At 62.4% G+C, this 24,939-nt stretch carries 24 protein-coding genes; 11 read left to right on the top strand and 13 right to left on the bottom strand.

Going from position 1 to position 24,939, the window contains the following annotated elements; translation table 11 throughout:
- Positions 1 to 33: 33 nt before the first annotated feature.
- Together FFI94_RS12980 and FFI94_RS12975 are read right to left on the bottom strand one after the other, a co-directional pair.
- Positions 34 to 1,623, bottom strand: coding sequence for a GMC oxidoreductase (locus FFI94_RS12980; RefSeq protein WP_138873159.1), 1,590 nt, complete (start codon positions 1,621 to 1,623; stop codon positions 34 to 36).
- Positions 1,624 to 1,806: 183 nt separating this feature from the next.
- The gene (locus FFI94_RS12975) at positions 1,807 to 2,358 is read right to left on the bottom strand and encodes a TetR/AcrR family transcriptional regulator (protein ID WP_138868222.1); all 552 of its coding nucleotides are present in this window, start codon (positions 2,356 to 2,358) and stop codon (positions 1,807 to 1,809) included.
- A 337-nt stretch (positions 2,359 to 2,695) separates the two neighbouring features.
- Between FFI94_RS12975 and FFI94_RS12970 the strand changes: the two genes are divergently transcribed.
- The 3 genes from FFI94_RS12970 (at position 2,696) to FFI94_RS12960 (ending at position 6,168) form a co-directional block, all read left to right on the top strand.
- Entirely contained in the window at positions 2,696 to 4,033 is a 1,338-nt protein-coding gene (locus FFI94_RS12970; protein ID WP_260684061.1) for a lipase family protein, read from the top strand.
- Between the two features lie 65 nt (positions 4,034 to 4,098).
- Entirely contained in the window at positions 4,099 to 4,563 is a 465-nt protein-coding gene (locus tag FFI94_RS12965; RefSeq protein ID WP_138868221.1) for an SRPBCC family protein, read from the top strand.
- A 162-nt stretch (positions 4,564 to 4,725) separates the two neighbouring features.
- The gene (locus FFI94_RS12960) at positions 4,726 to 6,168 is read left to right on the top strand and encodes a sugar porter family MFS transporter (RefSeq protein WP_138868220.1); all 1,443 of its coding nucleotides are present in this window, start codon (positions 4,726 to 4,728) and stop codon (positions 6,166 to 6,168) included.
- Between the two features lie 102 nt (positions 6,169 to 6,270).
- Here the strand turns inward: FFI94_RS12960 and dxs are convergent, their stop codons facing one another.
- Complete coding sequence (gene dxs, locus FFI94_RS12955) at positions 6,271 to 8,208, bottom strand: 1-deoxy-D-xylulose-5-phosphate synthase (protein WP_138868219.1); 1,938 nt, start codon at positions 8,206 to 8,208, stop codon at positions 6,271 to 6,273.
- 251 nt (positions 8,209 to 8,459) lie between these two features.
- Between dxs and glsA the strand changes: the two genes are divergently transcribed.
- Together glsA and FFI94_RS12945 are read left to right on the top strand one after the other, a co-directional pair.
- Positions 8,460 to 10,283 (top strand): glutaminase A, encoded by a 1,824-nt coding sequence (gene glsA / locus FFI94_RS12950; RefSeq protein WP_138868218.1) that lies wholly within the window; start codon positions 8,460 to 8,462, stop codon positions 10,281 to 10,283.
- Between the two features lie 13 nt (positions 10,284 to 10,296).
- Positions 10,297 to 10,965, top strand: coding sequence for an SIMPL domain-containing protein (locus FFI94_RS12945; RefSeq protein ID WP_095886084.1), 669 nt, complete (start codon positions 10,297 to 10,299; stop codon positions 10,963 to 10,965).
- On the opposite strand, the gene FFI94_RS12940 is transcribed toward FFI94_RS12945, so the two are convergent.
- The 4 genes from FFI94_RS12940 to FFI94_RS12925 all read right to left on the bottom strand — a co-directional run bounded on the left by FFI94_RS12940 (position 10,966) and on the right by FFI94_RS12925 (position 16,587).
- Positions 10,966 to 12,567 (bottom strand): MDR family MFS transporter, encoded by a 1,602-nt coding sequence (locus FFI94_RS12940; RefSeq protein ID WP_138868217.1) that lies wholly within the window; start codon positions 12,565 to 12,567, stop codon positions 10,966 to 10,968.
- A 4-nt stretch (positions 12,568 to 12,571) separates the two neighbouring features.
- Positions 12,572 to 13,078 carry a MarR family winged helix-turn-helix transcriptional regulator gene (locus FFI94_RS12935; protein WP_138868216.1) on the bottom strand — a complete coding sequence of 169 codons (507 nt, stop codon included), beginning with the start codon at positions 13,076 to 13,078 and terminating at the stop codon, positions 12,572 to 12,574.
- 151 nt (positions 13,079 to 13,229) lie between these two features.
- Positions 13,230 to 14,504, bottom strand: coding sequence for a class I SAM-dependent RNA methyltransferase (locus tag FFI94_RS12930; RefSeq protein WP_138868215.1), 1,275 nt, complete (start codon positions 14,502 to 14,504; stop codon positions 13,230 to 13,232).
- A gap of 88 nt (positions 14,505 to 14,592) precedes the next feature.
- Positions 14,593 to 16,587 (bottom strand): APC family permease, encoded by a 1,995-nt coding sequence (locus tag FFI94_RS12925; RefSeq protein WP_138868214.1) that lies wholly within the window; start codon positions 16,585 to 16,587, stop codon positions 14,593 to 14,595.
- Between the two features lie 172 nt (positions 16,588 to 16,759).
- Here FFI94_RS12925 and FFI94_RS12920 point away from each other — a divergent pair, with 172 nt between their 5' ends.
- The 3 genes from FFI94_RS12920 (at position 16,760) to FFI94_RS12910 (ending at position 18,490) form a co-directional block, all read left to right on the top strand.
- Positions 16,760 to 17,425 carry a TrkA family potassium uptake protein gene (locus tag FFI94_RS12920; RefSeq protein WP_138868213.1) on the top strand — a complete coding sequence of 222 codons (666 nt, stop codon included), beginning with the start codon at positions 16,760 to 16,762 and terminating at the stop codon, positions 17,423 to 17,425.
- 78 nt (positions 17,426 to 17,503) lie between these two features.
- The gene (locus FFI94_RS12915) at positions 17,504 to 18,166 is read left to right on the top strand and encodes a TrkA family potassium uptake protein (protein ID WP_138868212.1); all 663 of its coding nucleotides are present in this window, start codon (positions 17,504 to 17,506) and stop codon (positions 18,164 to 18,166) included.
- A gap of 30 nt (positions 18,167 to 18,196) precedes the next feature.
- On the top strand, positions 18,197 to 18,490 hold the full coding sequence (locus tag FFI94_RS12910; RefSeq protein WP_138868211.1) for a GNAT family N-acetyltransferase: 294 nt from the start codon (positions 18,197 to 18,199) through the stop codon (positions 18,488 to 18,490).
- Here the strand turns inward: FFI94_RS12910 and FFI94_RS12905 are convergent.
- Positions 18,483 to 19,160, bottom strand: coding sequence for a DUF3159 domain-containing protein (locus FFI94_RS12905; protein WP_138868210.1), 678 nt, complete (start codon positions 19,158 to 19,160; stop codon positions 18,483 to 18,485). The two genes, FFI94_RS12910 and FFI94_RS12905, sit on opposite strands and share 8 nt — an antisense overlap.
- A 66-nt stretch (positions 19,161 to 19,226) precedes the next feature.
- A complete protein-coding gene (locus FFI94_RS12900; protein WP_033234775.1) occupies positions 19,227 to 19,601 on the bottom strand; it encodes an OB-fold nucleic acid binding domain-containing protein in 375 nt (124 codons plus the stop codon).
- Between the two features lie 137 nt (positions 19,602 to 19,738).
- On the opposite strand from FFI94_RS12900, the gene FFI94_RS12895 reads away from it, so the two are divergent.
- Positions 19,739 to 20,470, top strand: coding sequence for an alpha/beta fold hydrolase (locus FFI94_RS12895; protein WP_138868209.1), 732 nt, complete (start codon positions 19,739 to 19,741; stop codon positions 20,468 to 20,470).
- A 7-nt stretch (positions 20,471 to 20,477) separates the two neighbouring features.
- Here the strand turns inward: FFI94_RS12895 and FFI94_RS12890 are convergent, their stop codons facing one another.
- Entirely contained in the window at positions 20,478 to 21,305 is an 828-nt protein-coding gene (locus tag FFI94_RS12890; protein WP_138868208.1) for a DUF3710 domain-containing protein, read from the bottom strand.
- 3 nt (positions 21,306 to 21,308) lie between these two features.
- Positions 21,309 to 21,803 (bottom strand): dUTP diphosphatase, encoded by a 495-nt coding sequence (gene dut, locus FFI94_RS12885; protein WP_138868207.1) that lies wholly within the window; start codon positions 21,801 to 21,803, stop codon positions 21,309 to 21,311.
- 41 nt (positions 21,804 to 21,844) lie between these two features.
- Between dut and FFI94_RS12880 the strand changes: the two genes are divergently transcribed.
- The gene (locus FFI94_RS12880; protein ID WP_138868206.1) at positions 21,845 to 22,342 is read left to right on the top strand and encodes a DUF3093 domain-containing protein; all 498 of its coding nucleotides are present in this window, start codon (positions 21,845 to 21,847) and stop codon (positions 22,340 to 22,342) included.
- A 105-nt stretch (positions 22,343 to 22,447) separates the two neighbouring features.
- Here FFI94_RS12880 and FFI94_RS12875 read toward each other — a convergent pair whose 3' ends face one another.
- A complete protein-coding gene (locus tag FFI94_RS12875; RefSeq protein WP_003942593.1) occupies positions 22,448 to 22,750 on the bottom strand; it encodes a DUF4193 domain-containing protein in 303 nt (100 codons plus the stop codon).
- Positions 22,751 to 23,286: 536 nt separating this feature from the next.
- On the opposite strand from FFI94_RS12875, the gene cei reads away from it, so the two are divergent.
- Complete coding sequence (gene cei / locus FFI94_RS12870) at positions 23,287 to 23,967, top strand: envelope integrity protein Cei (RefSeq protein WP_138868205.1); 681 nt, start codon at positions 23,287 to 23,289, stop codon at positions 23,965 to 23,967.
- On the opposite strand, the gene FFI94_RS12865 is transcribed toward cei, so the two are convergent.
- On the bottom strand, positions 23,957 to 24,886 hold the full coding sequence (locus FFI94_RS12865; RefSeq protein WP_138868204.1) for an inositol monophosphatase family protein: 930 nt from the start codon (positions 24,884 to 24,886) through the stop codon (positions 23,957 to 23,959). The two genes, cei and FFI94_RS12865, sit on opposite strands and share 11 nt — an antisense overlap.
- Positions 24,887 to 24,939 lie beyond the last annotated feature (53 nt).

Below are 24,939 nucleotides of genomic sequence, written 5' to 3'. Positions count from 1 at the left end.
GCGTCAGTGCAACAGCTCAAACCAGCCAGTAACTCAAAACACCGTTCCGACATCCTCTTTCACGATGTAGTCGAGGGCCCGCTCAGCGACGGCCGCGATAGTCATCGACGGATTGCAGGCGGCGGCAGTGCCGGGCATCAAGGCACCGTCGAGCACGTACAGCCCACGCTGGCCATGTACTCGGCCCTCGAGGTCGCAGACCGTTCCCATGCACGCGCCGCCGAGCGGATGCCACGTCGACGACAGCAGCGCATTCGTGTCGGTGAGGATGCCTGTGTTCCCGGCGATCTTGTGGGCCGCCGGCCCGATGTGGCCTAGCTGGATCGCAGAGTCGCCGGCCTTCGGCCAACGGAGCACTGCCTCGTCCCGCGCGAAGTCGTACACAAACCGGCCTCTGTCTTTGCTGACACCGAATCCGACCATCACTGTGCTGTGCGCATCGAACGGCACCGGCGGGAACGACGCCTGAATGACGGTGAACGCGGAGTTCGGATCGTCCCAGTTCCGACTTCCGTAGACAACGGGACCGCCCTGGGTGCTACCGAAATTCTCGGTGGGGTCGGACCAGATGTAGATGCGGTCGGCATTGGTGCCCCAGCCACCGCCCAACTCGTCCGGCAGATCGGGAATCCGCCCCTGCGCACCGGCCCGCACAAGCAACTTTGTGGTGTTGGCGCTACCTGCGGCCATAACCAGCGCCTTAGTCGTCAGGATCTTGTTCTCGAGTACCCGCCCGGATGTGTCGGTTCGATTCACGTATACCCGCCACCGGCCGTCTTCCGCGCGTTCGACATCGGTAACCTGATGCAGCGTCTCGACGTTCACCAATCCTGTGGCTTCTGCGGCAGCGATGTAGGTGACGTCCACCGAGTGCTTGCCGCCGTTGTTCACGCCTAGTGCGCCATCGCCATTGGTGTACGAGGCTTTCATTTCCCCGCGCAGTTCGGCCAGCGCAAAGTTCCAGTCGATCGGCATCGGAATCTTCGACACCGGAAGTCCGGAACGCGTTGCATTGCGGGCGAATACACGGGCAGCCTCGTAATTCGGGCTCTCAACCAACTCGTCCGGCGCTACTGCGAGTTGCAGCATGGATGCAACGCGCTGATAGTGGACGCGATCCATCGTCGCGTAGTCCAACTGCTCGGCAAAGTGCGCATTGAAGACGGATTCTGCAGGTTGCAGTGTCATGCCCTGGTACACCAGCGATCCACCGCCAACTCCAGCGGCGCAGATCGAGGTCATGTTCTCCCCGGACACCGTCTCGAGCAACCCGACGTACGGCTCGAATGCAACCGGTCTCCCGAAAAGCGTCGGATTGGACTGGTGCCACAGGATCCGTTTGTCAGGATTGGCCGGATGGGGAAACGTCTCGGCATTCGGGCCAGACGGCCACCGAATTCCCCTCTCCAGCACAGTAACCGGAACTCCGGCCTCGGCCAGCCGCAGCGCGGTCACGCCGCCGCCAAATCCCGAACCGATCACCACAACGCGGTGGTCTTCGCGGGTGAGCGGCACTCCCACCGCTCTGACAGCGGTACCGGCCCGCGCAACACTCGGTACAGCCACTGCGGCCATGGCCGCGGCAGCCCCGGACAGAAAGGCTCGCCGTTTCAGTGCAGACATAGCTGTGGCAGACATAGCTGTGCTCCCTTGGCGACTCGCCGAATCAGCCGGCGGCGAAAATTCACGGGGCACCAGAAAATCAGGGGGCAGTGCCTATTTCCGTATGGACAGAACAACCGAGCGAGTCCAAAACTAGACACTTGCCGGAAAAGTGTCAAGAATAGTTGAAGAGAAAGCTACAACTCAGGCAGTGGAACCCATTGCGGGCTGCAGCCACCGAGTGAGAAAAGTTCGCAGATCGTCGTCGGAGTGAATGGACTTACTGTCGAACGCGATGACCGATAACCCCAGGCGGACGGAAATTTCGATAACGCCGTCCAACTCCTCCTCCGTTGCGAGCCCTCGCTCCACGATGGGTGAAAGAAACTCGTGCGCAACAGGTTTAGCCCGATCCATCATCTCGGCCGAGAACACCGGATCACCCCGTTCGGCCAGCAACAATGTCGTCAGTACTGGATGAGCCCGCACCTCCGCCCGCGAGGCCACGATGAACTCGACGACGTACTCGCAGGCGCTTTCCACCGCATCCAGTCGCGCTTTGATGCCACTCAACATCTCGACCGTGAGATCGGACATCGCCCTGGACACCACTTCTTCGCGGGACCCGAAATTGGAGTAGACGGTTTGGCGCGACACACCGGCTTCGTGAGCAATCGCAGCCATGTTGACGGCCTCGAACCCGCCACCCTCGATCAGTCGAAGCGTGGCGTTCAGGATCTTCTGCTGCGACCGCACCGGGAAATTATCGCCTATCAGCACCCGATTCACCCAAACCTGTATTGCGACAAGCCCGCAGGTCACGACGATTTACGAACCGTTCGGGAAGATTTCTGGGCGAAATCACACTTTCGTGACCCAGTTCACGAAATTATGGGCTATGTTGTTACTCGCCGGTAGCTCATAGGGGTGAGCTCCGCACCACACTTCCGAGCACCGCCGAGATCGATTGCCGCACTATGCGTACGGCGCTCCGACACGGCAAGCGGGACTCTGTCGAGGACCGTATTTCACACTTCTTCAGGTCGACCGCAGCAACGCGCGCGCTGTTTTCGCCACGCATCGAGAGGCATTCATGAACAATTTGTCCGCAGCGTTTCGGCGCACGTCCACTCGACGGTTGCGGGTTGCCGCACTGGTCGGCATGTCCGTCGTTGCAACATCACTCTGTGCCGTCACGGCGATCAGCCCTGCCGCAGCCGCTCCGGCGATCCCCGAGTTCTATCAACCGCCCGAAGATTTCTCGACCCTTCCCGGCAGCGTCATTCGCACCGAGCCGATGACGCTCCGAGCATCACTGCCCGAGTACAACGGTCCGTGGCCGGCCGCAGCACAACGAGTCATGTACACCTCACGGCTTCAGGACGGCACGCCCACTGCGGTCACGGGCACCTACATCGACACGTCGAAACCGTGGCAGGGCACCGGCGAGCGACCCACTGTTGTCATCGGACCGGGCACAATGGGTCAAGGTGACCAATGCGCGCCGTCGCGTGCTTTTCCCGACGCATTGCTGATCCAGACCGATCCGCTGTCGCTGTCCGCAAATCAGGAACTGTTCTCCGCCGGAACCTGGAATGCATTGGGGGCCCGCGTTTTTATCACTGACTACATCGGTCTGGGTACCCCCGGCGTCGACACATACGTCAATCGAATCGAAGAAGCGCACGCAATGCTCGACGCCGCCCGGGCGGCAAACATTCTCAGTGGAACCGGCTCCGATACTCCCCTGGCGTTCTGGGGATATTCGCAAGGCGGCGGAGCGGCTGCCGCAGCGGCCGAACTCCAGCCCAGTTACGCACCGGAACTCAACCTCGCGGGAACCTGGGCCGGCGCTCCCCCGGCCGATCTGCGATCGGTACTCGGGCAGATCGACGGCAACCTGATCGGCGGCGTCGTCGGATTCAACATCAACGGGCTGCTCGCGCGTTATCCCGAACTGAATGCGTCGTTGGACCAGCGAATCACCCCGCAAGGGCGCGCCCTTCTTGATCAACTGTCCACCGAATGTGTCGGCGACATCATCGTGAAGCACCCCTTCATGCGCACCGACGCACTGACCGTCGACGGCCGACCACTCCTCGATCATCTCGACGAGATCCCCGAAGCCGCAGCCATTCTCGACGAACAACAGATCGGCAACCTGACGCCCACCTCCCCCGTTCTCGTGACGAGCGGAATCAACGACGACACCATTCCCTATGCGCAGGCACGGACACTGGCCGAGACATGGTGTTCGCGGGGTGCCACGGTCACGTTCCGAACCAACACCCTGCCACCGATCGCGCCCGGCACAACGTTTGCCAATCACTTCGGTCCGGAGATCATCGACGGATTCGGCCCGAACAACGCGTTCGACTACCTCCGGGATCGATTGAACGGCGTACCGGTCAGTGGCTGCCAGTTCGACTGATCGCCGGCGCCGTCTTCGGCTGAAGTAGTCGCGCGGTTGTCGGTGCCGCGACCTAGGCTCTCCGCATGGCTGAACTAGCGACATCCGTGACCAGAGTCGTCCATGCACCCATCGACACCGTATGGAAGGTCGTCACCGACCTCGACGGTGCCGTCGACACCCTCACCGGCGTGACCCGTATCGAACGGCTCGCCGGTGAGGGATACGCCGTTGGCACCCGGTGGCGTGAAACCCGAAAGCTGATGGGTAAGGAAGCATCCGAGGAAATGTGGGTCGTAGAGGTCGACGCTCCCACCCGCACCGTGGTGAAGGCACACTCGAACGGTATGGACTACACGTCCGGGTTCACGCTGAAACCCGTACCCGGCGGCACACTGCTCGAAATGAACTTCGCCGGCGTTTCCGAATCCCAGTCCACCGTGTCCAAAGTCCTCGGTGCCGTATTCGGACGCCTCGGACTTCGGATCACCCGAAAGATGATGGCCGCAGACCTTGCGGACTTCGCGGCAAAGGCCGAACGGAGCGCATAAACCTGACGCGTGATCGACGTCTGGACGAATGTCCCGAACAACTCAGGTGGATAACAAGACTCGACTAGCCGCCAAATCGCCCACGGTGGGCGTAGCGTCCAGAGTGCTTCATACACGGACGACGCATCGGGGCGTAGTTCACTTGGCCCGGAGGGGGCAGGAATGGCATTCAGCGAAACGACCGGAAGTGGCGGTTCCGGCGCTACACGCGCTGCCGTCGGACATGCAGTTCTCTTTGCCGGCGCCGCCGCGCTCGGCGGGTTCCTGTTCGGATACGACACAGCTGTCATCAACGGAGCCGTCGGAGCGATCCGCGACAAGTACGACATCGGTGCCGGCGCCACCGGCCTGACCGTCTCACTGACCCTCCTCGGTGCAGCCTTGGGCGCGTGGATAGCGGGATCACTCGCCGACCGGCTCGGTCGCATCCGCGTCATGCAGATCGCGGCAGTGCTCTTTGTTGTCGGCGCCGTCGGTTCTGCCGTTCCGTTCAGCGTCTACGACCTCACGTTCTGGCGTGTGGTCGGCGGTGTGGCTGTCGGTTTTGCGTCGGTGATCGCACCGGCATACATCGCGGAGATCTCACCGGCCGCTATCCGTGGCCGCCTCGGTTCGATGTATCAGCTGGCCATCGTGCTCGGAATTGCGGTGTCGCAGTTGGTCAACTACGCACTCCAAGCCGCGGCGGGTGGCGCTCGCAATCAGATTGCCGGCCTCGAAGCCTGGCAGTGGATGCTGATGCTCGAGGCAGTACCCGCGCTGCTGTACCTCGTCATGACGACCACGATCCCGGAATCTCCTCGTTTCCTCGTCGCTCAGGGCAAGGACGACCGTGCCCGCAAGATCATCTCCGACCTCGAAGGCGGCGACCATGACGCCGTCACCGGCCGGATGGACGAGATTCGCGAGTCCCTCAAACTCAAGCAGGCCAAAACCACTGTGCGTGAGCTCTTCTCGAAGCGCCTCGGCGTCTCGTACCTGGTTTGGCTCGGCATCGCATTGGCCGCGCTTCAGCAGTTCGTCGGAATCAACGTCATCTTCTACTACTCCAGCACGCTGTGGCAGGCCGTCGGATTCGGCGCGGACCGCTCGCTCCTGATCAGCGTCGTCAGTGCACTGGTCAACATCATCGGCACCTTCGTCGCGATTGCCGTCATCGACCGCGTCGGACGCAAGCCGTTGCTGCTGGTCGGTTCCGCCGGTATGGCGATCTCACTCGGAACGGCGGCCATCTGTTTCCATTCGGCAACAGTGACCAAGAACGAGATCGGCGAATCCGTCGCGACACTGAGCGGCGCCAACGCCACCATCGCCCTCATCGGTGCAAACGCCTTCGTGTTCTTCTTCGCGCTGTCGTGGGGACCGGTCGTCTGGGTCCTCATCTCCGAGATGTTCCCCAACCGCGTACGTGCCACCGCAGTCGGACTCGCCACTGCAGCAAACTGGGTCGCGAACTTCCTGGTGTCCTGGACCTTCCCGTCGCTGGCCGATTGGAATCTGTCGCTCACCTACGGCGGCTACGCGGTGATGGCACTACTGTCGCTGTTCGTGGTGCTGAGATTCGTGAAGGAAACGCGGGGCAGCACACTCGAATCGGTGCAATAGCTACCGCACGCCACGCCCCCGCCTTAAACGTACCCGCCATAAACGTATCGGCACTGCTGAGAAGCGATTCTCAGCAGTGCCGATACCGTTTGACGTTTCTACTCAGCCCTGGGCGGGGGCGTCGCCACGCGCGGGCGCATCGCCTTGAACATGAACGGCCGAGCCACCCATACTGGCCACCCAACCGGTAATTTTCAGCGACAGATCCTGCGCCGTGAGGCCCAATTCCTGGTGGATGGCTTCACGGGAGGCGTGGTCCAGGAACTGCTGCGGCACACCCATGTCGCGGCACGCGGTGTGAACACCGGCAGCCCGCAACGCTGCGGAGACCGTCGAACCGATACCACCGTGCACCCCGCCGTCTTCGAGAGTGACAACAAGCGCGAACTTGTCGGCAATCTTGACCAGCGCGTCCGAGACTGGCAGAACCCAGCGCGGATCGACGACGGTCACTGCAATGCCCTGCTTGTCGAGGCGTTCGGCGATCGCGAGTGCCAACGAGGCAAATGGACCGACAGCAACGAGCAGCACATCGCCGCGATCGCCCTCGGATTCGCGAAGCACGTCAATTCCGTCGAGCCGCTTGATCGCCGGAATCCCCTCGGGGACAGCACCCTTCGGGAACCGGACGACGGTCGGACCGTCGTCGACCTTGAGGGCCTCGTCCAATTCTTCACGGAGCGTGACAGCGTCGCGTGGGGCCGCAACACGAATTCCGGGAATGATGCCGAGCAGGGACAGGTCCCAGACACCGTTGTGGCTCGCGCCGTCGACGCCGGTGACGCCGGCGCGGTCGAGAACGACCGTCACCGGCTGCTTCAGGAGTGCAACATCCATGAGCAACTGATCGAAGGCGCGGTTGAGGAACGTCGCGTAAATTGCGACCACCGGGTGCAACCCGCCGAGCGCCAGCCCGGCCGCTGACGTCATTGCATGCTGCTCGGCGATACCGACGTCGAACATGCGGTCGGGGAACTTCTCCGCGAACGCGGCCAGGCCGGTGGGTCCGGCCATCGCGGCTGTGATGGCCACGATGTCCTCGCGCCGCGAAGCCTGCTCGATCAACTCGGCGGAGAAAACCGACGTCCAGTCGAGTGCCGGCGTCTTGTCCGACCGACCGGTGACGGGATCGATAACCCCGGTTGCGTGCATCTGATCCGCGACGTCGTTCTCGGCATGCGCGTAACCGTTGCCCTTGCGGGTGACGGCGTGAACGATCACCGGTCCGCCGTAGGCCTTGGCCCGGCGCAACGCCGATTCCATGGCCGGCTCGTCGTGTCCGTCGACGGGGCCCAGGTACTTGATACCGAGGTCGGTGAACATGACCTGCGGGCTGACCGCGTCTTTGAGGCCGGCTTTCATTCCGTGCAGGACGGAGTACGCCGTGCGTCCCACCCACGGAAGCTTCTTAACCATCCTGCGACCGTTGTCGAGCGCCCGCTCGTAACTCGGGGCGGTCCGCAACGCGGAGAGGTGGTCGGCAAGTCCGCCGATGGTGGGCGCGTACGAGCGACCGTTGTCGTTGACGACGATCACCACGGAGCGGTCTTTGCCGGCCGCGATGTTGTTGAGGGCTTCCCAACACATTCCGCCGGTGAGCGCACCATCGCCGACAACGGCGACGACGTGTCGATCTTGACCGGTCAGCGCAAACGCCTTGGCCAAACCGTCTGCATAGGACAGTGCGGCTGATGCGTGGGAGGACTCGACCCAGTCGTGTTCACTCTCCGCGCGGCAGGGGTACCCCGACAAACCGCCTTGTTTGCGCAAGGTGTCGAACTGATCCTTGCGGCCGGTGAGGATCTTGTGGACATACGCCTGATGTCCGGTGTCGAAGATGATGGCGTCCTGCGGAGAATCGAAAATTCGATGCAGGGCGAGTGTCAGTTCGACAACTCCGAGATTGGGGCCGAGGTGACCACCGGTAGCAGCGACCTTCTGCACCAGGAACTCACGAATCTCGTCAGCCAACTCCGAAACCTCGGCGTGGCTCAACTGACGCAGATCGTCAGGACCCTGAATGCGGGCAAGAACACCCAACGAGATCGCTCCTTCCGTGCTTCACAGCTGCACCGGTGCGCGCCGCGGCTGTCTGTGCGACAGTTCTGTCAGTCTACGGAGCGTTGTAGCGAACCGACACGCGGACTCGGCGGTATTCACCTGTGACTTCGGGTAACAGCACTGCCGGCCGACCGTTCGTGATCGCAATCACAGACAAAACGGATGACAGATCTTGTCTTCGCCCGCTCTGCAACCACAAATTGTCGAACCCGTCGGCTTACAGTCTTCCTATGGGAAACGTGGTAGACGACCTGATCGCCCGAGTCTTCGACGAAGTCCGATCACTTGATGCCGGAGAAGTCGCGGACTACATTCCCGAACTCGCCGCAGTCGCCCCCGATTCGTTCGGGATCTGTCTCGCCACTATCGACGGATACGTCTACGAAATCGGCGATTCCCGGCAACCGTTCACGATCCAGTCGATCTCCAAGCCCTTTACCTACGCGCTGGCTCTCGCCGATCGCGGCGCCGACGCGGTTGCCGAGAAGATCGACGTCGAACCATCCGGTGAGCCGTTCAACGAAATCAGTCTCGATCCCCTGACCGAACGCCCGCGGAATCCGATGATCAACGCGGGCGCTATCACCGCGGCCTCATTGGTGACAGGCGCAGATCAGGCAACCCGCTTCGAACGCATTCGCGCAGCGTATTCGCGCTACGCGGGCCGGCAGTTGTCGTTCAACGAAGCCGTCTACGACTCCGAAGCGCGCACCGGACATCGCAATCGCGCTATCGGACACATGCTGCGCTCGTTCGACGTGATCTCCGGCGACCCCAACGACGCCGTCGACCTGTACTTTCGTCAGTGCTCCATCGACGTGACCTGTCGCGACTTGAGCCTGATGGCCGCAACAATGGCAAACAACGGTGTCAATCCGCTGACCCGTGAGCGCGCGCTCACCGCCGTCGGCGTCGAACAGGTCCTCAGTGTCATGTCGACGTGTGGAATGTACGACGGCGCCGGGAAGTGGCTGGTCGAAGTGGGGTTACCCGCCAAGAGTGGCGTCGGCGGCGGCGTCATGGCAGTTCTTCCCGGGCAGATCGGGATCGCCGTCTACTCCCCCAGACTCGATGCTCACGGAAACAGCGTTCGTGGTGTGGCCGCGGCAAAGGCGCTGTCCAAGGAGTTGGAACTTCACTTCCTCCATGTGACGCGGGCGTCGAGGTCCTCGATTCGCGCGCGGTACACCGTGACCGAAGCTCCGTCGCGGGTGCGGCGGACACCCACCGAACAGGCTGTTCTCGAAGACGTCGGCAAGCGGAGCCGGATCTACGAACTGCACGGCGATCTCCTGTTCACCGGCGCGGAGTCCGCCGTTCGCGAGATCGGTTCGGTGGACGAAGGACTCGAAGTGGTCGTGATCGACGTACGACGGGTCGACGACGCCAGCGACGTGGCGATTCGCATGATCACGGCTCTGCGGACCCAACTGGCCGACAAGGGTTGCGCCGTGGCATTGGTGGATCCGAGCGGGCTTCTCGGACAGGCAAGTTCGAGCATCAATCCCGCGCAACGCGGCGGACGGGTTTTTGCCGACCTCGACGCGGCGATGGCGTGGTGCGAGGACGCTCTCCTGACGCTCCACTGCTCACAGCAGCGTCAGCCGGCGAGCATGTCGATCGAGGATCACCCCGTCCTCGACGCGTTGTCACCGAAACAGGTGTCTGCCTTCGTGTCTCAGCTCGAGAGCCGAACGTATGCCAGGGGCGAAACTATCGCCCGCCGCGGTGATGCGGCGTCAGGGTTCTATTTGATTCTGCAAGGACAGGTCAGCACGACGTTCACCGACGTTCAAGGCCTCACGCACCGGATCGCGACGTTGTCCGCCGGAATGACGTTCGGCGAGATGACGATGTTCCTGAACTCCCGGTTCCTCAACGACGTCCGGGCCGACACCACTGTGGTTGTGGCTGTCCTCACGACTGCGCGGTACAACGAACTGACCTCTGCGGCACCGGAGCTCAAACTTGCGCTGCTCGAGAGCCTGGCATCGGGCGCGTACGAACAACTCGACATGACCTTGCGCAGTGTTATCGGCGCAGGACGCATCTGATCGGAGAAGCCCAATGACCTTCACTCATTCGGAACAGTCGGACGCGACCAGCGTGACGGTCAGTGGAATCGGCCGCGCAACAGCCACTCCCGACATTGCCCGGTTGTCGATTGGCATCTCGGTGACAGACCCGGCAGTTGCCGACGCGTTCGGTGCCCTGGCCAGGCACTCGACCGCATTGACGGACGTACTGCACGCACACGGCATCCGCGGAGCCGACCTCGTGACAACAGGATTGAGCATCCACCCGCAGACTCAGTGGGTGGACGGCGGCCGAGCAGAAACCACCGGTTTCACTGCGTCGACGACATTTCGAATAGTAGTGCGCGAGTTGAGTGCGAACAGCTCGCATTCTCCCGCCGCGGTTATCGCTGATTGTGTGTCCGCCTCCGGCGACGCGATCCGACTCGACAGCGTGGCATTCGACCTCGAGGATCGAACGGCGCTGGCCGAGCTCGCCCGCGAATCTGCCTGGGCGTCAGCACAATCAAAAGCCGCACAGTTCGCGGCCCTGGCACGGAAAAATCTGGTCGACACCCTCGAGATTGTCGAGGGCGCCGACCAGATGGTCCCGGTGCACGGTGTATTTGCCGCGGCTCGGGCAGATTCTGCTCCGCTAGCCGTCGAACACGGTGAGATCGAGGAAACGATCTCGATCCGTGTTCGATGGTCTATGGCGTGATCAGCGTGAAGCCGACTTTTCGAGGTTGACCTCGTCCGCCTCGGGTACAACGATGTCGATCGTGGTCCGCAGTGCCCGGTTCGGGATGAAGGAAACCGCTACCAAGGTCACGATGGCAACAACGGCTGCGACCAGGAAGATGCGTCCCGTTGCGTCGCCGTACGCGAATCGAACGATCTGTCCGACGAAGTCGGGCATGTTGTTCAGGTCGAGTCCGTCCTGCAAGCTCTTGCCTGCAACCATCTGCTGCTCGGGCGGCAGTGCGGACACGGATTCCTTGGTCAGGGTGCCGACGCGACTTGCCAGGATGGAACCCAGAACCGAGACGCCGATCGCGCCACCGAAGGTACGGAAGAACGCAACGATACTGCTTGCCGCGCCGATGTTCTCGACACTGACCGTGTTCTGGACCGCGAGCACGATGTTCTGCATCAACATGCCGGTACCCATACCGACGATCGCCATGAAGATTCCGATGACCCACAGGTTGGTCGCATGGTCGATCGTGGAGAGAAGACCGAAACCGACGACGAGCAGGACAGCACCGGAAACAACGAACGGCTTCCACTGACCGAATTTGGTGATCAACTGTCCGGAGCCGACCGAGGCGACGAGCATGCCGGCCACCATGGGAATGGTGAGCAGTCCGGCAGCAGTCGGATCGAAACCGCGAGCTGTCTGGAAGTACTGCGTCAGGAAGGTCGTCGCACCGAACAGGCCGACACCCACTGCTACCGAAGCGATGATTGCCAACGCGGTGGTGCGCTCGGTGATGATCTTGATCGGCAGGATCGGATCCTTGACCTTGGATTCGACAAACATCGTCAGAGCCAGCAACGCAAGTCCGCCGAAGACGAAGTACAGCGACTGCATCGAGAACCAGGCGTAGTAGTCATCCTGACCGGCGAAGGAAACCCAGATCAGCAGAACGCTGACGCCTGCGGTGAGCAGGGTGGCGCCCAACCAGTCGATCGAGACGTTGTCCTTCTTCTCGGTCTCGATGTGCAAGGTGCGCTGAAGGAGGAACAGTGCGATGACTGCCAACGGAACACACACGTAGAAGCACCAGCGCCAGCCGATCGTGTCGACGATGACACCGCCGAGTACGGGTCCACCGGACATCGAGACAGCCATGGCAGCGCCCATGTAACCGGAGTACCGACCACGATCACGCGGCGGAATGATGGAGCCGATGATCGCGACGACGAGGGCAGTCAAGCCGCCCATGCCGATGCCCTGAATCACACGGGCACCAAGAAGCAGCGGCACGTTGTGTGCTGCGCCGGCAATGATGGAGCCGATCACGAAGATCACGATCGACGTCTGGACCAGTAACTTCTTGTTGAAGAGGTCGGACAATTTGCCCCAGATGGGCGTCGACGCGGCTGTCGCGAGCAATGCTGCCGTGATGATCCAGGCGTACTGCGTCTGCGTCCCGTGCAATTCACCGATGATGGTCGGGAGTGCCGTCGAGACGATGGTGCTGCTCAGCAGCGCGGTAAAGAGTGCCGCGATGAGTCCGGTCAGGACTCTCAAAATTTCGCTGTGCGTCATCGCACCGCTCCCGGTACTTGCCCGAGTTTCTCCAACTGTGGCTGACATGTGCTTATCTCCCAATAGTTTCTACGCCCGCGACCGGCATGGCCGTGTGCGGGACTGCAGGTGAGGCCTGACGATGGATCGCTGCGCCGAACGTCTCGTTGAGACGTTGAAGCGACGACACTGCGGCCACGGCCTCTTCCTGGCTCCAGTCTTCGAGCATGCTGCGCAATCGCGCCGCTCGCCGTTGTTTCGTTTCCTCGAGAACGCTGTGCCCCTCGTCCGAGACTCGGATCCGGAACGCTCGCTTGTCTGCGGGGTCGGGACTTCGCTCGACATACCCGGCATCCACGAGATCGGACATCTGCCGACTGAGCGAGGACTGACTGACACAAAGGTCCACTGCCAACTCGTTCTGTCTGCATTCCCCTTTTGCCGCCAGCATGAAAAGCACACTGACCAGCGCCGGCGGAAGCACGCTTTCAGCGCTGTGTGTCACCACGGCGCGCAAGGATCTGCCGAACAGGAAAACCGTGTCGACAAGAGCTTGGGCCGTCTCCGGCTGCACTGACATTGAAAACCCCTGACAACGATCTACGCGAAAACTACTTGCAGAGCACAACTATACATTTAGTTGCATAGTGCAAGCAACCTCCGGCGACGCGATAAGAGTCACATCGAATTCGGGAATCAGCTAACCGACAGCGATCACATTCCGATAGGGCTCAACGCTCGAGCAGGGCCATGCATTCCACATGATGCGTTTGAGGAAAGGCGTCGAACGCGCGAAGCCCACCGATGCGGAACCCCTGCTCGAGGTACAACCCGATATCGCGGCCGAACGACGCCGGATCACACCCGATATGGATCACGCGCTCGGTTCCGGTCGACGCGATCGCCTCCACCACCGGGCGTCCGGCACCCGCTCGCGGTGGATCCAGAACAACCACACCCGGCGACGCCGCCAACGACGCGGCAGCCACGATCTTCTCGACCCGGTCGGTGTGGAATCGGACCTGCTTCTGATCGGCCAACGCTGCCCGTCCGTCCGACGATGCACGCGCAGACAACTCCACGGATTCCACGACCCCGTCCGGTCCGACAAGATCCGCCAGTGCTGCCGCAAACACCCCAACCCCGCCGTACAGATCCCACGCCGTAGCGCCGGAGCCAACGCCGGACCAGTCCCGCACAACGTCCGAATATGCCTGCGCCGCACCACGATGCGCCTGCCAGAAGCCCGTCGCAGAGAGTTCCCACTCGCGGGCACCCACGCGCTCACGCACGGTGTCACTGCCTATCGCAACACGCGTCTTCCGCGGGCCACTGCCGGCAGCACGGCGGGCTGTCGCCCCGCGCCGACCGGTCGCACGACGCCCCGCCTTCGCGATGGTGGGCGCACTGATCTCGACAACATGCCTGGCACCCGCACCGTCGAGGACTACCTGCAGTTCACTGCCCGGAGACCACTGCGGACCGGCCAAACCGTCGTAGGCACGTTCCTCGATCTGGGTGCATCGCAGATCCGTCACGATGCGATTGCTGCGAAACGCGTGGTACCCCGCCTCGCCGTTGCCGTCGACGGCAAGCCGAACGCGAGTCCGCCACCCGGTGCCGTCGCCGGTGCCCGGCAGAACCTCCACCTGCACGTCGTGTTCGACGCCCGCCAGTCTCTGCAATTGCTCTGCCACCACCAGAGATTTCATCTCGCGCTGGATCTCGAGGTCGGCGTGCGAGTAGTCGCAGCAACCGGCTCCCCCTGGTCCCGCGACGGGGCACGTCGGGTCGATGCGATGCGGCGACGCCTCGAGGATGGACACCGCGTCGGCGCGCGCAAACGATCCGCCCTTGTCCTCGGTGACCCGAACCAGAGCCCGCTCCCCCGGCAAACCGTGACGGACGAACACCACGCGGCCCTCGTGGCGGGCAACAACAAACCCGCCGTGACCGGGCTTCCCCAGTTCGGCCTCGAAGCTCTGCCCGGTCCAATTCTCACTCAACGAACTACGCCTGCCGTTCTATTTTCTTGATTAATCATTTCTCGCCTGCGTCGTATCCGAATCATTTCTCGCCTGCGTCGTATCCGAATCATTTCTCGCCTGCGTCGTATCCCCGTCGGGTTGCGCCTGCGGTCTTCTCGATATCGAGCGGTTTGGCCTTTGCCGACGAACTCAGCTGCCACGGAACACTCGTCACCATCACGCCGGGCTGGAAGAGCAGCCGGCTCTTGAGTCGCAATGCGCTCTGGTTGTGCAGGATCTGCTCCCACCAATGGCCCACCACGTACTCGGGGATGAACACGGTGACCACATCGCGGGGCGCGTCGCGTCGCACTCGCTTGACGTAGTCGAGAACCGGCTTCGTGATTTCGCGGTACGGCGATTCGATCACCTTGAGCGGCACGGTCACATCGCTCTTCTCCCACTGCCGAACCAGTGCACGGGTGTCAGGTTCGTCGACGTTGACGGTGATTGCTTCCAGCGTGTCCGGTCGTGTTGCTCGCGCATAGGCCAGGGCGCGCATCGTCGGCATGTGAAGCTTCGAGACAAGCACGATCGAGTGCGTGCGGCTCGGCAGTACGCCGTCCCACTCCTGCTCCTCGAGTTCGGCGGCAACGCTGTCGTAGTGCTTGCGGATCATCTTCATCACGATGAAGATCGCGATCATCGCGACGATGGCAATCCAGGCGCCTGCAGCGAACTTGGTGATCAGAACGATGACCAGCACAGCACCGGTCATCGCGAGACCGATCGAGTTGATGACCCGGGAGCGCTGCATACGCGCGCGCTGCGCCTTGTCGGTCTCGGACTTCAGGTGGCGCGTCCAGTGCTTGATCATGCCGGTCTGACTGAGCACGAACGAGACGAAGACACCGACGATGTACAGCTGGATCAGTTTGGTGACTTCAGCGCCGAAGATGACCACAAAGGCGATGGCAGCAGCCGACAGGAACAGAATGCCGTTGCTGAACGCCAACCGGTCACCGCGGGTGTGCAGCTGACGTGGCAAGTAGCGATCCTGAGCCAGGATGGACGCGAGGACGGGAAATCCGTTGAACGCGGTGTTCGCTGCCAACACGAGGATCAGCGCGGTCACGATGGCGATGAAGAAGAACCCGATCGGGAACCCGTTGAACACGGCTTCGGCGATCTGCGCGATCAGGGTCTTCTGGTGGTAGCCCTCGGGCGCACCGACCAACTGTTCCTGCGGATTGTGGGCATAGACGATGCCGATCTTCTGAGCCAGGATGATGATGCCCATCAGCAAGACGATGGCGATCGAACCGAGCAACAGCAATGTGGTCGCCGCGTTGCGGGACTTCGGTTTCTGGAAGGCCGGCACACCGTTGCTGATTGCCTCGACGCCCGTCAGCGCGGCACAACCCGAGGAGAACGCCCGCGCGATCAGGAACGCAAAGGCAATTCCGTACAGGTGCGAATCCTCAGCATTCAGGGTGAACGACGACGATTCCGCGTGAACATCCTCACCGAGCACATAGATCCGGAAGAAACCCCACCCCAGCATCAGGAACATGCCGACGATGAAGGCGTAGGTCGGAATCGCGAACGCAGTTCCCGACTCTCGGATACCGCGCAAGTTCACCGCCGTCAGCAGAACGATCGCCGCCACCGCGAACAGCACCTTGTGCTGAGCGACGAACGGCAGCGCCGAACCGATGTTGGACGCCGCCGACGAGATCGATACAGCAACAGTGAGCACGTAGTCGACCATCAGCGCGCTGCCGACCGTCAAACCCGCTGTCGGACCGAGGTTGACCGTCGCCACCTCGTAGTCGCCGCCACCGGACGGGTATGCGTGGACATTCTGGCGGTAACTCGCCACCACGACAGCCATCACGATGGCGACCGACAGGCCGATCCACGGCGTGTACGCATACGCCGAAATGCCCGCAACGGAGAGAACCAGGAAGATTTCTTCGGGGGCATAGGCAACGGACGACATGGCGTCGGACGCGAATACAGGGAGCGCAATCCGCTTGGGTAGCAGCGTGTGCCCGAGTTTGTCACTTCGGAACGGCCGGCCGAGCAAGAGCCGCTTGGTCGCGGTCGAGAGCTTAGACACGTGCAAAGCGTAAGCCGTCGCGCCCGATATCGAGTCATCCGCAGCAGAACTCCATCGTCATCGGTGCGATCACAGCAGTATTACGCCAGTCGGAACTTGCTCTTCCCGCCCGGCGATGTACCGTTCGTTTCGACGTGCAATCGCGTCGGAAAGTCCATGAACGGAGTAGGTCGTGTATGTCGTCATCATGGGGTGCGGTCGTGTGGGATCTTCCCTCGCCGCGTCCCTGACCAGGATCGGACACGAAGTTGCGGTCATCGACCGCGATCAGAGTGCATTTCTGCGTCTCGACCATGATTTCACGGGAACCACGGTTCTCGGCATGGGCTTCGACCGCGATGTGCTGATTCGATCAGGGATCGAGCGCGCCGACGCCTTTGCAGCCGTCTCGTCGGGTGATAATTCCAACATCATCGCGGCCAGGGTTGCGCGCGAAACCTTCGGTGTCGAACGCGTCGTCGCACGAATCTACGACGCGAAGCGCGCCGCTGTGTACGAGCGACTCGGCATCCCCACCGTGGCAACAGTTCCGTGGTCGACCGACCGGTTCCTGCACACGCTGACCAAGGAAAGCCAGACCGCGAAGTGGCGCGACCCGTCGGGAAACGTAGCCATCACCGAACTTGCGCTACACGAGGATTGGGCCGGCAAATCCATCGCGGTCCTCGAAGGCGCGACCAATTCCCGGGTGGCGTTCATCATCCGCTTCGGCACCGGCGTCCTCCCCGATCGCAAGACCGTCATCCAGGCCGACGACCAGGTCTACGTCGCCGCAGTGTCCGGGACTGTCGCCGAAGCGATCGCACTCGCCGGCAATCCTCCGCCGAGCGACGACTGAGGTGGCAGCAATGTACACACCACACCCGAGCGCACAGCCCAAAAACATGATGCACCACAACGTGATTGGAAGTTCCAGGTGAAGGTCGCCATCGCCGGCGCAGGTGCCGTAGGTCGCTCCATTGCGCGCGAGCTGATTCGCAGTAATCACGACGTCATGCTGATCGAACGCAAGATCGAGCACGTCGAGCCCGAGTCCGTACCCGAAGCCACCTGGGTGCATGCCGACGCCTGTGAGCTGAGCCGGCTCGAGGAAGCCTCACTGGAGTCCTACGAGGTGGTCATCTCCGCGACCGGTGACGACAAAGCCAACCTCGTGCTGAGTTTGCTCGCGAAAACGGAATTCGGCGTCCGCCGCGTTGTCGCCCGAGTGAACGATCCGCGAAACGAATGGCTTTTCGACGAGTCGTGGGGCGTCGACGTTGCCGTCTCCACCCCCCGGATGCTGGCATCGCTGGTCGAGGAAGCCGTTTCGGTCGGTGATCTGGTCAAACTCATGACTCTGCGTCAGGGTCAGGCCAACCTCGTCGAGATCACGCTGCCCGACAACACTCCCCTCGCCGGTAAGCCCGTCAAGCGACTCGAACTCCCCCGAGACTGCGCACTCGTGACGATCCTGCGCGGTGGACGCGTCATAGTTCCCGAACTCGACGACCCCATCGAAGGCGGCGACGAACTTCTCTTCGTCGCGGCAATCGACACCGAGGATCAGCTCAGAACAGCACTTCGTCTCGACGCCTGACACCGACATCACACAACGAAAGAGACACTCATGACCGCTGCACCCGAAAATACCGTTGTCGTCGACAATCCGGATCAGAGCCGCTTCGAGATTCATGTCGACGGCGATCTTGCCGGAATCGAGGACTACACCACCGCCGGTGACGTGCTCTCGTTCAACCACACCGAGATCTATCCCCGTTTCGAGGGATTAGGACTTGCCTCGATTCTGGTGAGCGGCGCGCTGGACCAACTGCGCACGCGCAGCCTCAAAGTGCATCCGGTGTGCCCGTACGTCGTGAAGTTCCTCGGCAAGCACCCCGAATATCAGGATTTGATCAGCTGACGTCGCGCTGATCGGGTTGATCGCCTGGCTCCTCGCCTACCGCTTCGATTTCGCTCGCGGTAGGCGGGGGCTCGACAATCCGATCTGCTTTGCGCACAGCCCAAATGGTGACCAGGAAAGCCAGTCCCGCGAGCGGCCACCCCATCGCGATTCGCGCCACGGCGAGCCAACCCGTGTGATCGGTGTCGTACAACTGCGACTGAACGACGTACCGGGCACCGAACACCAACGCCCATGCTGCGGTAGCAATGTCGTAAGCCCGCACCGCGCCTTTGTGCCGGCGCCAGAGGTTGCCATGACCGTTGAGAAATCCCCAGATGATGCCGACCAGCGGCCATCGAACCAGTATCGACACCACAAATGCGGCACCGTAGGCGAGGCTGGTGTAGATCCCGAACAGGAAGTAGCCCTTGGCATCTCCGGTGCGATGGGCGATGAACGCGGATACCGCGACACCGAGAACACCTGAAATTGCCGGCTGGATCGACTCTTTGCGGAACACCCGCCATGCGGCGATCACCACGGCCACGCCCACGGCCGCCCAGATGGCAGCGGTGAGGTTCCAGATGCTGTTGACCGGAACAAAGATCAGAATCGGCAACGACGTGTAGACGAGACCACTCACACCACCGAGTTGGTCCATCACCGATTGCTGTTTGGGTTCGCTCACCTGTCGAGGGTGCCACACCCGCCGCGGTATGCGGCAAATGCGCTGTGTCTGGTCCTAGGGCTGCGTCTACTCGCCGCGCAGCTCGTAGTACGGATTGAAGATTGCCTTACGCCCGTCCCGCTCGCCGACTCGGCCACGGATCAGGATGGTCTTGCCGGTTTCGATGCCCGGAATACGGCGTCGGCCGATCCAGACGAGGTTGATGACCTCGGTGCCGTCGAAGAATTCCGCTTCGATGCTGGCGTTGCCCGACTTCGGACATGCGTCAACGCTACGGAGTCGACCCTCCATCGTGACTTCTTCACCGCGCCGACAGTCACATGCCTTCCGGCCTCCCACGGCCTCGATGGACTCGGTCATTTCCTGTGCATCCAACTGATCGACATCCTCGGTGAGGCGACGGGTCAATCGGCGAAAATATCCTGCGGCGGCGGGTGCCATTGCGCGCTCCTGCGAACAAATGTGACGCACGGGTTTCGCGTCACGGAAGGGCTGTGTGTTCGCCACTGTAGCCCCATTACGACCCGGTAACCACACCGGTCGATCGGTGATCTCGGGGCACCAGGCAAGATCAGGTAATGGCGCTCACACACTCACCATCAGTTGCCGTCGTTCTCCCTGGTACGGGCTCTGACGCCCACTTCGTGGACCACGCGTTCCGTGGACCCCTCGCTGCCCGAAGTGTGCGCACCATCGCAATCGAACCGGACCCTCGGCGTGTCGTCGGAAGCTACCTCGACGCGATGGATGCCGCAGCCACCGAATACGGACAAATCCTTGTCGGGGGTGTGTCCATCGGTGCTGCCGTCGCATTGCAGTGGGCAGCGCTCAATCCGGACAAGACGTCGGGGGTGTTGGCGGCGTTGCCACCGTGGACCGGAGCGCCGGATCACGCACCGGCGGCGGCAAGCGCACGGTTCACGTCGTCACAACTACGCAGCGACGGCCTGGAATCGGTGATTGCGGCGATGCTCGCATCCAGCCCGGCCTGGTTGGGACGCGAACTGGAGCGCTCGTGGCGTTCGCAGTGGCCGGATCTGCCCGCAGCGCTCGACGAAGCCGCGACGTACTACTCACTGACCGAAGCGGCTCTCGCGGAGATCGACGTCCCCGTCGGAATTGCGGTAGCGCTCGACGATCCGGTTCATCCGGCAGCCGTGGCTTACGAATGGGCGGCCGCGCTCCCCCGCGCCGAAGTGGGCACGCTCGAGCTCGAACAGATCGGCCATAACGCCGCGATACTCGGGGCAACGTGCCTCGAAGCGCTCACGGCGGCCGAAACCGACACCGCAGCGAGCGCTTCGAAGTAAACGTGCGTTACTGACCCAATTGCTGCATGGCAGAACCGGATTCGCCGCGGCGTTGCGGCGGAACCGGCGGGGTGGGCGGCTGTTGCTGGGCCTGCTGGCCCGCAGCGATCTGCTGATCGACTTGCTGCTGAGCTGCGGCCTGCTGCTGCGCGACCATCTGCTGCTCGTGCGCGGCGGCGAGTTGCTCCGCCAAAGCTTGCGGCAGCACGACCGGCAGCGGTGTCCGCACTGGATGTGGCTCCGATCCGCGATTGACGACGGTATCGCGCAGAATGTCGCGCGCAATAGCCACCAGCGGTGCACCGGCGGCCGTCGATCCACTGGGACCCGCCACAACACACCGAACCATCCACCGGGGACCGTCGACGCCGATGAAACGCAAATCCATGGCAGCGGTCTCGGCGACCAATTCACGACCCCACGGACCGTTCTCGATGCTGACCGGCGAATTGTCGTCACGCAGGGACTGCGCCAGTTCGGCGACGACCTCACGCCACTGCCCGGGCGATTTAGGCGCCGCATACGCGGCAACAGTGACTCGCCCGTGTTCGGTGACCAGGTGCACCGCCTGAGGTGACCCGTTAGGCGCCATCTCCACCTGCAGTTGACCGCCGGGAGGCATGGGAACCAGAACAGAACCGAGATCGAGCCGCTGACCGTTGCGACCGGCAGTGGGATCGTCGGACTCCAGGTCAGCGATGTCGTACGGGCCTTCCGACTCTTCGCTCACCGCATCATCCGCGTCGTCGACCTCGTCGGCCTGGTCGAGATCCTCGTCCTCGAAGAAACCTGTCGGCTCCTCGTCTACATCTGACTTCTTCTTACGTCCGAACATATTTCAGACTCCCTCTACGACAGGACTGACACCTGCATCGGTGTCGAGTATCGCGTGTCCACCGCTCGAACCGTATCCACCGGTACCGCGGGCGGTGTCGTCGAGCGAATCCACTTCCTCGAATACCGGTAGCTCGACGCGTTGGACCACGAGCTGCGCAATTCGGTCGCCTCGACGAATCTCGACGGCTGTGTCCGGGTCGAGATTGATCAGACACACCTTGAGTTCGCCGCGATAGCCCGCGTCCACGGTGCCCGGCGCATTCACGATGGACAAACCCGACTTTGCGGCAAGTCCGGAACGCGGATGGATGAGTCCGACGGTGCCAACCGGCAAGGCAATCGCGATACCTGTACCAACCAGGGTACGACGGCCGGGCTCGATAGTGACATCGCTGGTAGAGCACAGATCCACACCGGCATCACCGGGATGTGCACGCTGCGGAACCGGCAGGTCTGGGTCCAGTCGCTTCAAGGCGATGGAGAGATGATCGCTCACGTCGGCCAAGACTACTCGGCGCGACGGACTATCCTTGACTCGTGCCCGAAACATCTCGACCTGACGTCGCTGCCACAACCCCTGCGTCCACGACGCTCTATTCCGAGCGCCTCTGGTTGCCCGTCGGATGGTGGATTGCCGGAGTCGCGGTTGCCGCGCTCCTGGCAGCTGAGTTTCACATGGGGCGTTCCGGGCTGCTGCCCTTGCTCGCGTATGTGTTGCTGCTGCCCATCCCGATCTGGCTGTCGTTCTGGCTCAGCCGCTCCCGCCTGGCGGTTGTCGAAACCGGCGGGGTCAAGGAATTGCATGTGGGCCGTGCGCACATTCCGGTAGATCTGATCTCCCGGGCCGCTGCGGTACCGGCCTCGGCAAAGAGTGCCGCGATGGGTCGCCAGCTCGACCCGTCGGCTTTCGTTCAGCACCGGCCGTGGGTCAAGACCATGGTTCTGATCGTCCTCGACGATCCGGAAGACCCCACGCCGTACTGGCTCGTGAGCTCACGTCGACCAGACGAGCTGGTCAAAGCACTGAGCGTCTAGCGACCTGATGTGCGGCGACCTGATTCTGTGGCCGCCGTGATCCCTCGGTCGACCCGAAGACATCGGGTCGACCGCCGGGACGCAATGTAGCGCTGCGAAGGACTATCAGGCTGCGCAGTCCATGCACACGAGCTGTCCGTTGGCATCGCTCGCCAAACGGCTGCGGTGATGCACCAGGAAACAGCTCGAACACGTGAACTCGTCGGCCTGCTTCGGGACGACCCGAACCGACAGCTCTTCGCCGGAAAGGTCTGCACCGGGCAGCTCGAAGGATTCTGCAGTGTCGGTCTCGTCGATATCGACGACAGCCGACTGCGCCTCGTTGCGCCGCGCCTTCAGCTCTTCGAGCGAATCCTCCGAAACCTCGTCGGACTCTGTACGCCTCGGTGCGTCGTAGTCAGTTGCCATGTCGCTTACCCCTCATCCTTCTCGTGTATCCCGGTCCCATGAACGCCTGGAATCCGGTAGATCCCGTCATGCGCATGGAAACCGCCGTGGCATGGAGATCATTCCCTGTCGCTGCACAACGTGGCAGCCGGCGGAAAAGTGCCCGGAAACTTCTCCCGAGAACGTGATCTGTGCCTCATTTGGTTGTCATTACGGCATGGAGCCGACGCCCAGTCGAACGACCTGGGCCGCCAGACAGTAGCCGAAGTAAGCACGAAAGTAGTAACCCATTCGGTCATTTCCGAAAAAAGTCTGCGAATCGTCACCAACTACACAGCATTTTGTGATCTTCGACCCCCAAAACGCCCGTGAAATCACCTCGGTATCACCGCGGCAGCACCGACGTATCAACTCGGCGAAATTCGGTTGTCGGCAAGTCACCACACACGTGAACGGGATTGAACCGCGCGCCCTCTAAGGTAGGCACCGAACGTCACGCCCGCTCTTGCTCGGCTTGACGACGAAGCTCCAACTCGTCCAGAAAGTCGAGGGATACCGTGGTTTCTCTGATCACCGAAGGCAGCGCGACCGACGACCAGGGTCGTCCGTTCCGGCGCCGACGCGTGTGGCCGGTCGTCGCGGTGTTCGCGGTACTCGCAGTACTCGGCAGCGCTCTGTGGATCAAGATCCTCACGGCTGACGCAAAAATCAGCGACACGGTCGCATGCAACCGCCCGCAGGCGTCGTCCGATCCGGCCGCGCCACAGCCGATGCCCCTCGGTTCGGTGGTGGACCGAACCACGCTGCTCGACGTGGAACCGGCACCGCTGGCCGCGACCAAGGTTCGAGTCTTCAACGCCAACGGCGAAAGCGGCCAGGCCTCGCAGGTAGCCGCCCAGTTGAAGGACTACGGCTTTGCCAGCGCTCCCGACGTACAGGTGGGCAACGACCCGGTCTACGTGGATCAGAACATGCAATGCCAAGGCCAGATCCGGTTCGGGGAGAACGGAATCGCTGCAGCAAGCGCCGTATGGCTGGTCGCGCCGTGCGCCGAACTGATCAAGGACGGCCGCACCGACGACACAGTGGATCTTGCGCTCGGCACCTACTTCGGCAAGATCTCCCCCAACACCGACGCCGGCGAGGTGCTCCGCGCCCTCTCCGAGCAACCCGCCAATGCCGAAGCCGCCGCAATGGACATCGATCTTCTGAAAGCAGCGCGAACCGCTAGGTGCTGATCGGGCGATCAGCACCGCACGCAGAGAGCATCCTCGCGAACTCGTCGGCGATCCCCGGGGCGCACGCATAGACGATGTCACCAGCCGCAGACGTCGAATTCGGGCCCGGAATACTGATCACGGCACCGGCTTCCTCGGCGATCAACGAACCGGCAGCCCAATCCCACGGGCTCAGTCCGTGCTCGAAATGAGTATCGACGCGACCGGTCGCGACCATGCACAGATCCAGCGCCGCAGAACCGATCCGCCTGATGTCGCGCACCTGGGGCAAAATTTCCGCGATGATCCGCCCCTGCGCCTTGCGTCGCTGCGCGCCGTATCCGAAACCGGTAGCCACCAACGCCATTGACAGCTCGGTCACCGGATTGACGGCGAGCTCACTGACCGCACCGTCCTCGGTCGTCATCGTGGCGCCGCCACCGCGGTGCGCCGAGTACGTCGCCCGCGCCGACACGTCGACCACCGCGCCGGCCACGGAAACTCCGTCGATCTGCACCGCCACCGACACCGCGAACGCCGGAACCCCGTAGAGGAAGTTCACAGTTCCGTCGATAGGGTCTACGACCCAGCGGACCCCGACGACGTCGCCGGCGTCGCCGCCACCTTCCTCACCGAGAATCGAGTCGTGCGGCCGAAGCGTCGCAAGCAGATCTCGGATCACCTGTTCCGTCTCGGTGTCGACAATCGTGACCGGGTCGGTCGGTGTGCTCTTGGCCGCAACCGCTTCGGCGTCGGAACCACTCGCGCTCTCACCCGAACCGACGACGCCGAACACTTCCGGACGACGGGCTCGAACGTGCGCTGCAGCACGTTCCGCGACGGCAACCGCCACCACTCTCAGCTCGGCCGGATCAAGCGAATCTGTGGACAACTCGGACAGGGAAATCTCTTGTGGGCGCACACCACCATCGCAACACATCCATAGTTGTGCCGCACCACGCGCACCCGTTCGGGTTAGTGTTCTATTCGGTC

The sequence above is a fragment of the Rhodococcus sp. KBS0724 genome, from assembly GCF_005938745.2.
In the GTDB taxonomy this organism is placed as follows: domain Bacteria; phylum Actinomycetota; class Actinomycetes; order Mycobacteriales; family Mycobacteriaceae; genus Rhodococcus_F.
Note: the sequence above shows the minus strand (reverse complement) of the source record. Positions and strands in the feature narration are given on the sequence as shown.

Bases quoted from the DNA above. Each gene is read 5' to 3' on its own strand.
- FFI94_RS12980 (WP_138873159.1), bottom strand. From the start codon at position 1,623: ATGTCTGCACTGAAACGGCGAGCCTTTCTGTCCGGGGCTGCCGCGGCC.
- FFI94_RS12970 (WP_260684061.1), top strand. From the start codon at position 2,696: ATGAACAATTTGTCCGCAGCGTTTCGGCGCACGTCCACTCGACGGTTG.
- FFI94_RS12965 (WP_138868221.1), top strand. From the start codon at position 4,099: ATGGCTGAACTAGCGACATCCGTGACCAGAGTCGTCCATGCACCCATC.
- FFI94_RS12960 (WP_138868220.1), top strand. From the start codon at position 4,726: ATGGCATTCAGCGAAACGACCGGAAGTGGCGGTTCCGGCGCTACACGC.
- glsA (WP_138868218.1), top strand. From the start codon at position 8,460: ATGGGAAACGTGGTAGACGACCTGATCGCCCGAGTCTTCGACGAAGTC.
- FFI94_RS12945 (WP_095886084.1), top strand. From the start codon at position 10,297: ATGACCTTCACTCATTCGGAACAGTCGGACGCGACCAGCGTGACGGTC.
- FFI94_RS12940 (WP_138868217.1), bottom strand. From the start codon at position 12,567: ATGTCAGCCACAGTTGGAGAAACTCGGGCAAGTACCGGGAGCGGTGCG.
- FFI94_RS12935 (WP_138868216.1), bottom strand. From the start codon at position 13,078: ATGTCAGTGCAGCCGGAGACGGCCCAAGCTCTTGTCGACACGGTTTTC.
- FFI94_RS12910 (WP_138868211.1), top strand. From the start codon at position 18,197: ATGACCGCTGCACCCGAAAATACCGTTGTCGTCGACAATCCGGATCAG.
- FFI94_RS12900 (WP_033234775.1), bottom strand. From the start codon at position 19,601: ATGGCACCCGCCGCCGCAGGATATTTTCGCCGATTGACCCGTCGCCTC.
- FFI94_RS12895 (WP_138868209.1), top strand. From the start codon at position 19,739: ATGGCGCTCACACACTCACCATCAGTTGCCGTCGTTCTCCCTGGTACG.
- FFI94_RS12890 (WP_138868208.1), bottom strand. From the start codon at position 21,305: ATGTTCGGACGTAAGAAGAAGTCAGATGTAGACGAGGAGCCGACAGGT.
- FFI94_RS12875 (WP_003942593.1), bottom strand. From the start codon at position 22,750: ATGGCAACTGACTACGACGCACCGAGGCGTACAGAGTCCGACGAGGTT.
- FFI94_RS12865 (WP_138868204.1), bottom strand. From the start codon at position 24,886: ATGTGTTGCGATGGTGGTGTGCGCCCACAAGAGATTTCCCTGTCCGAG.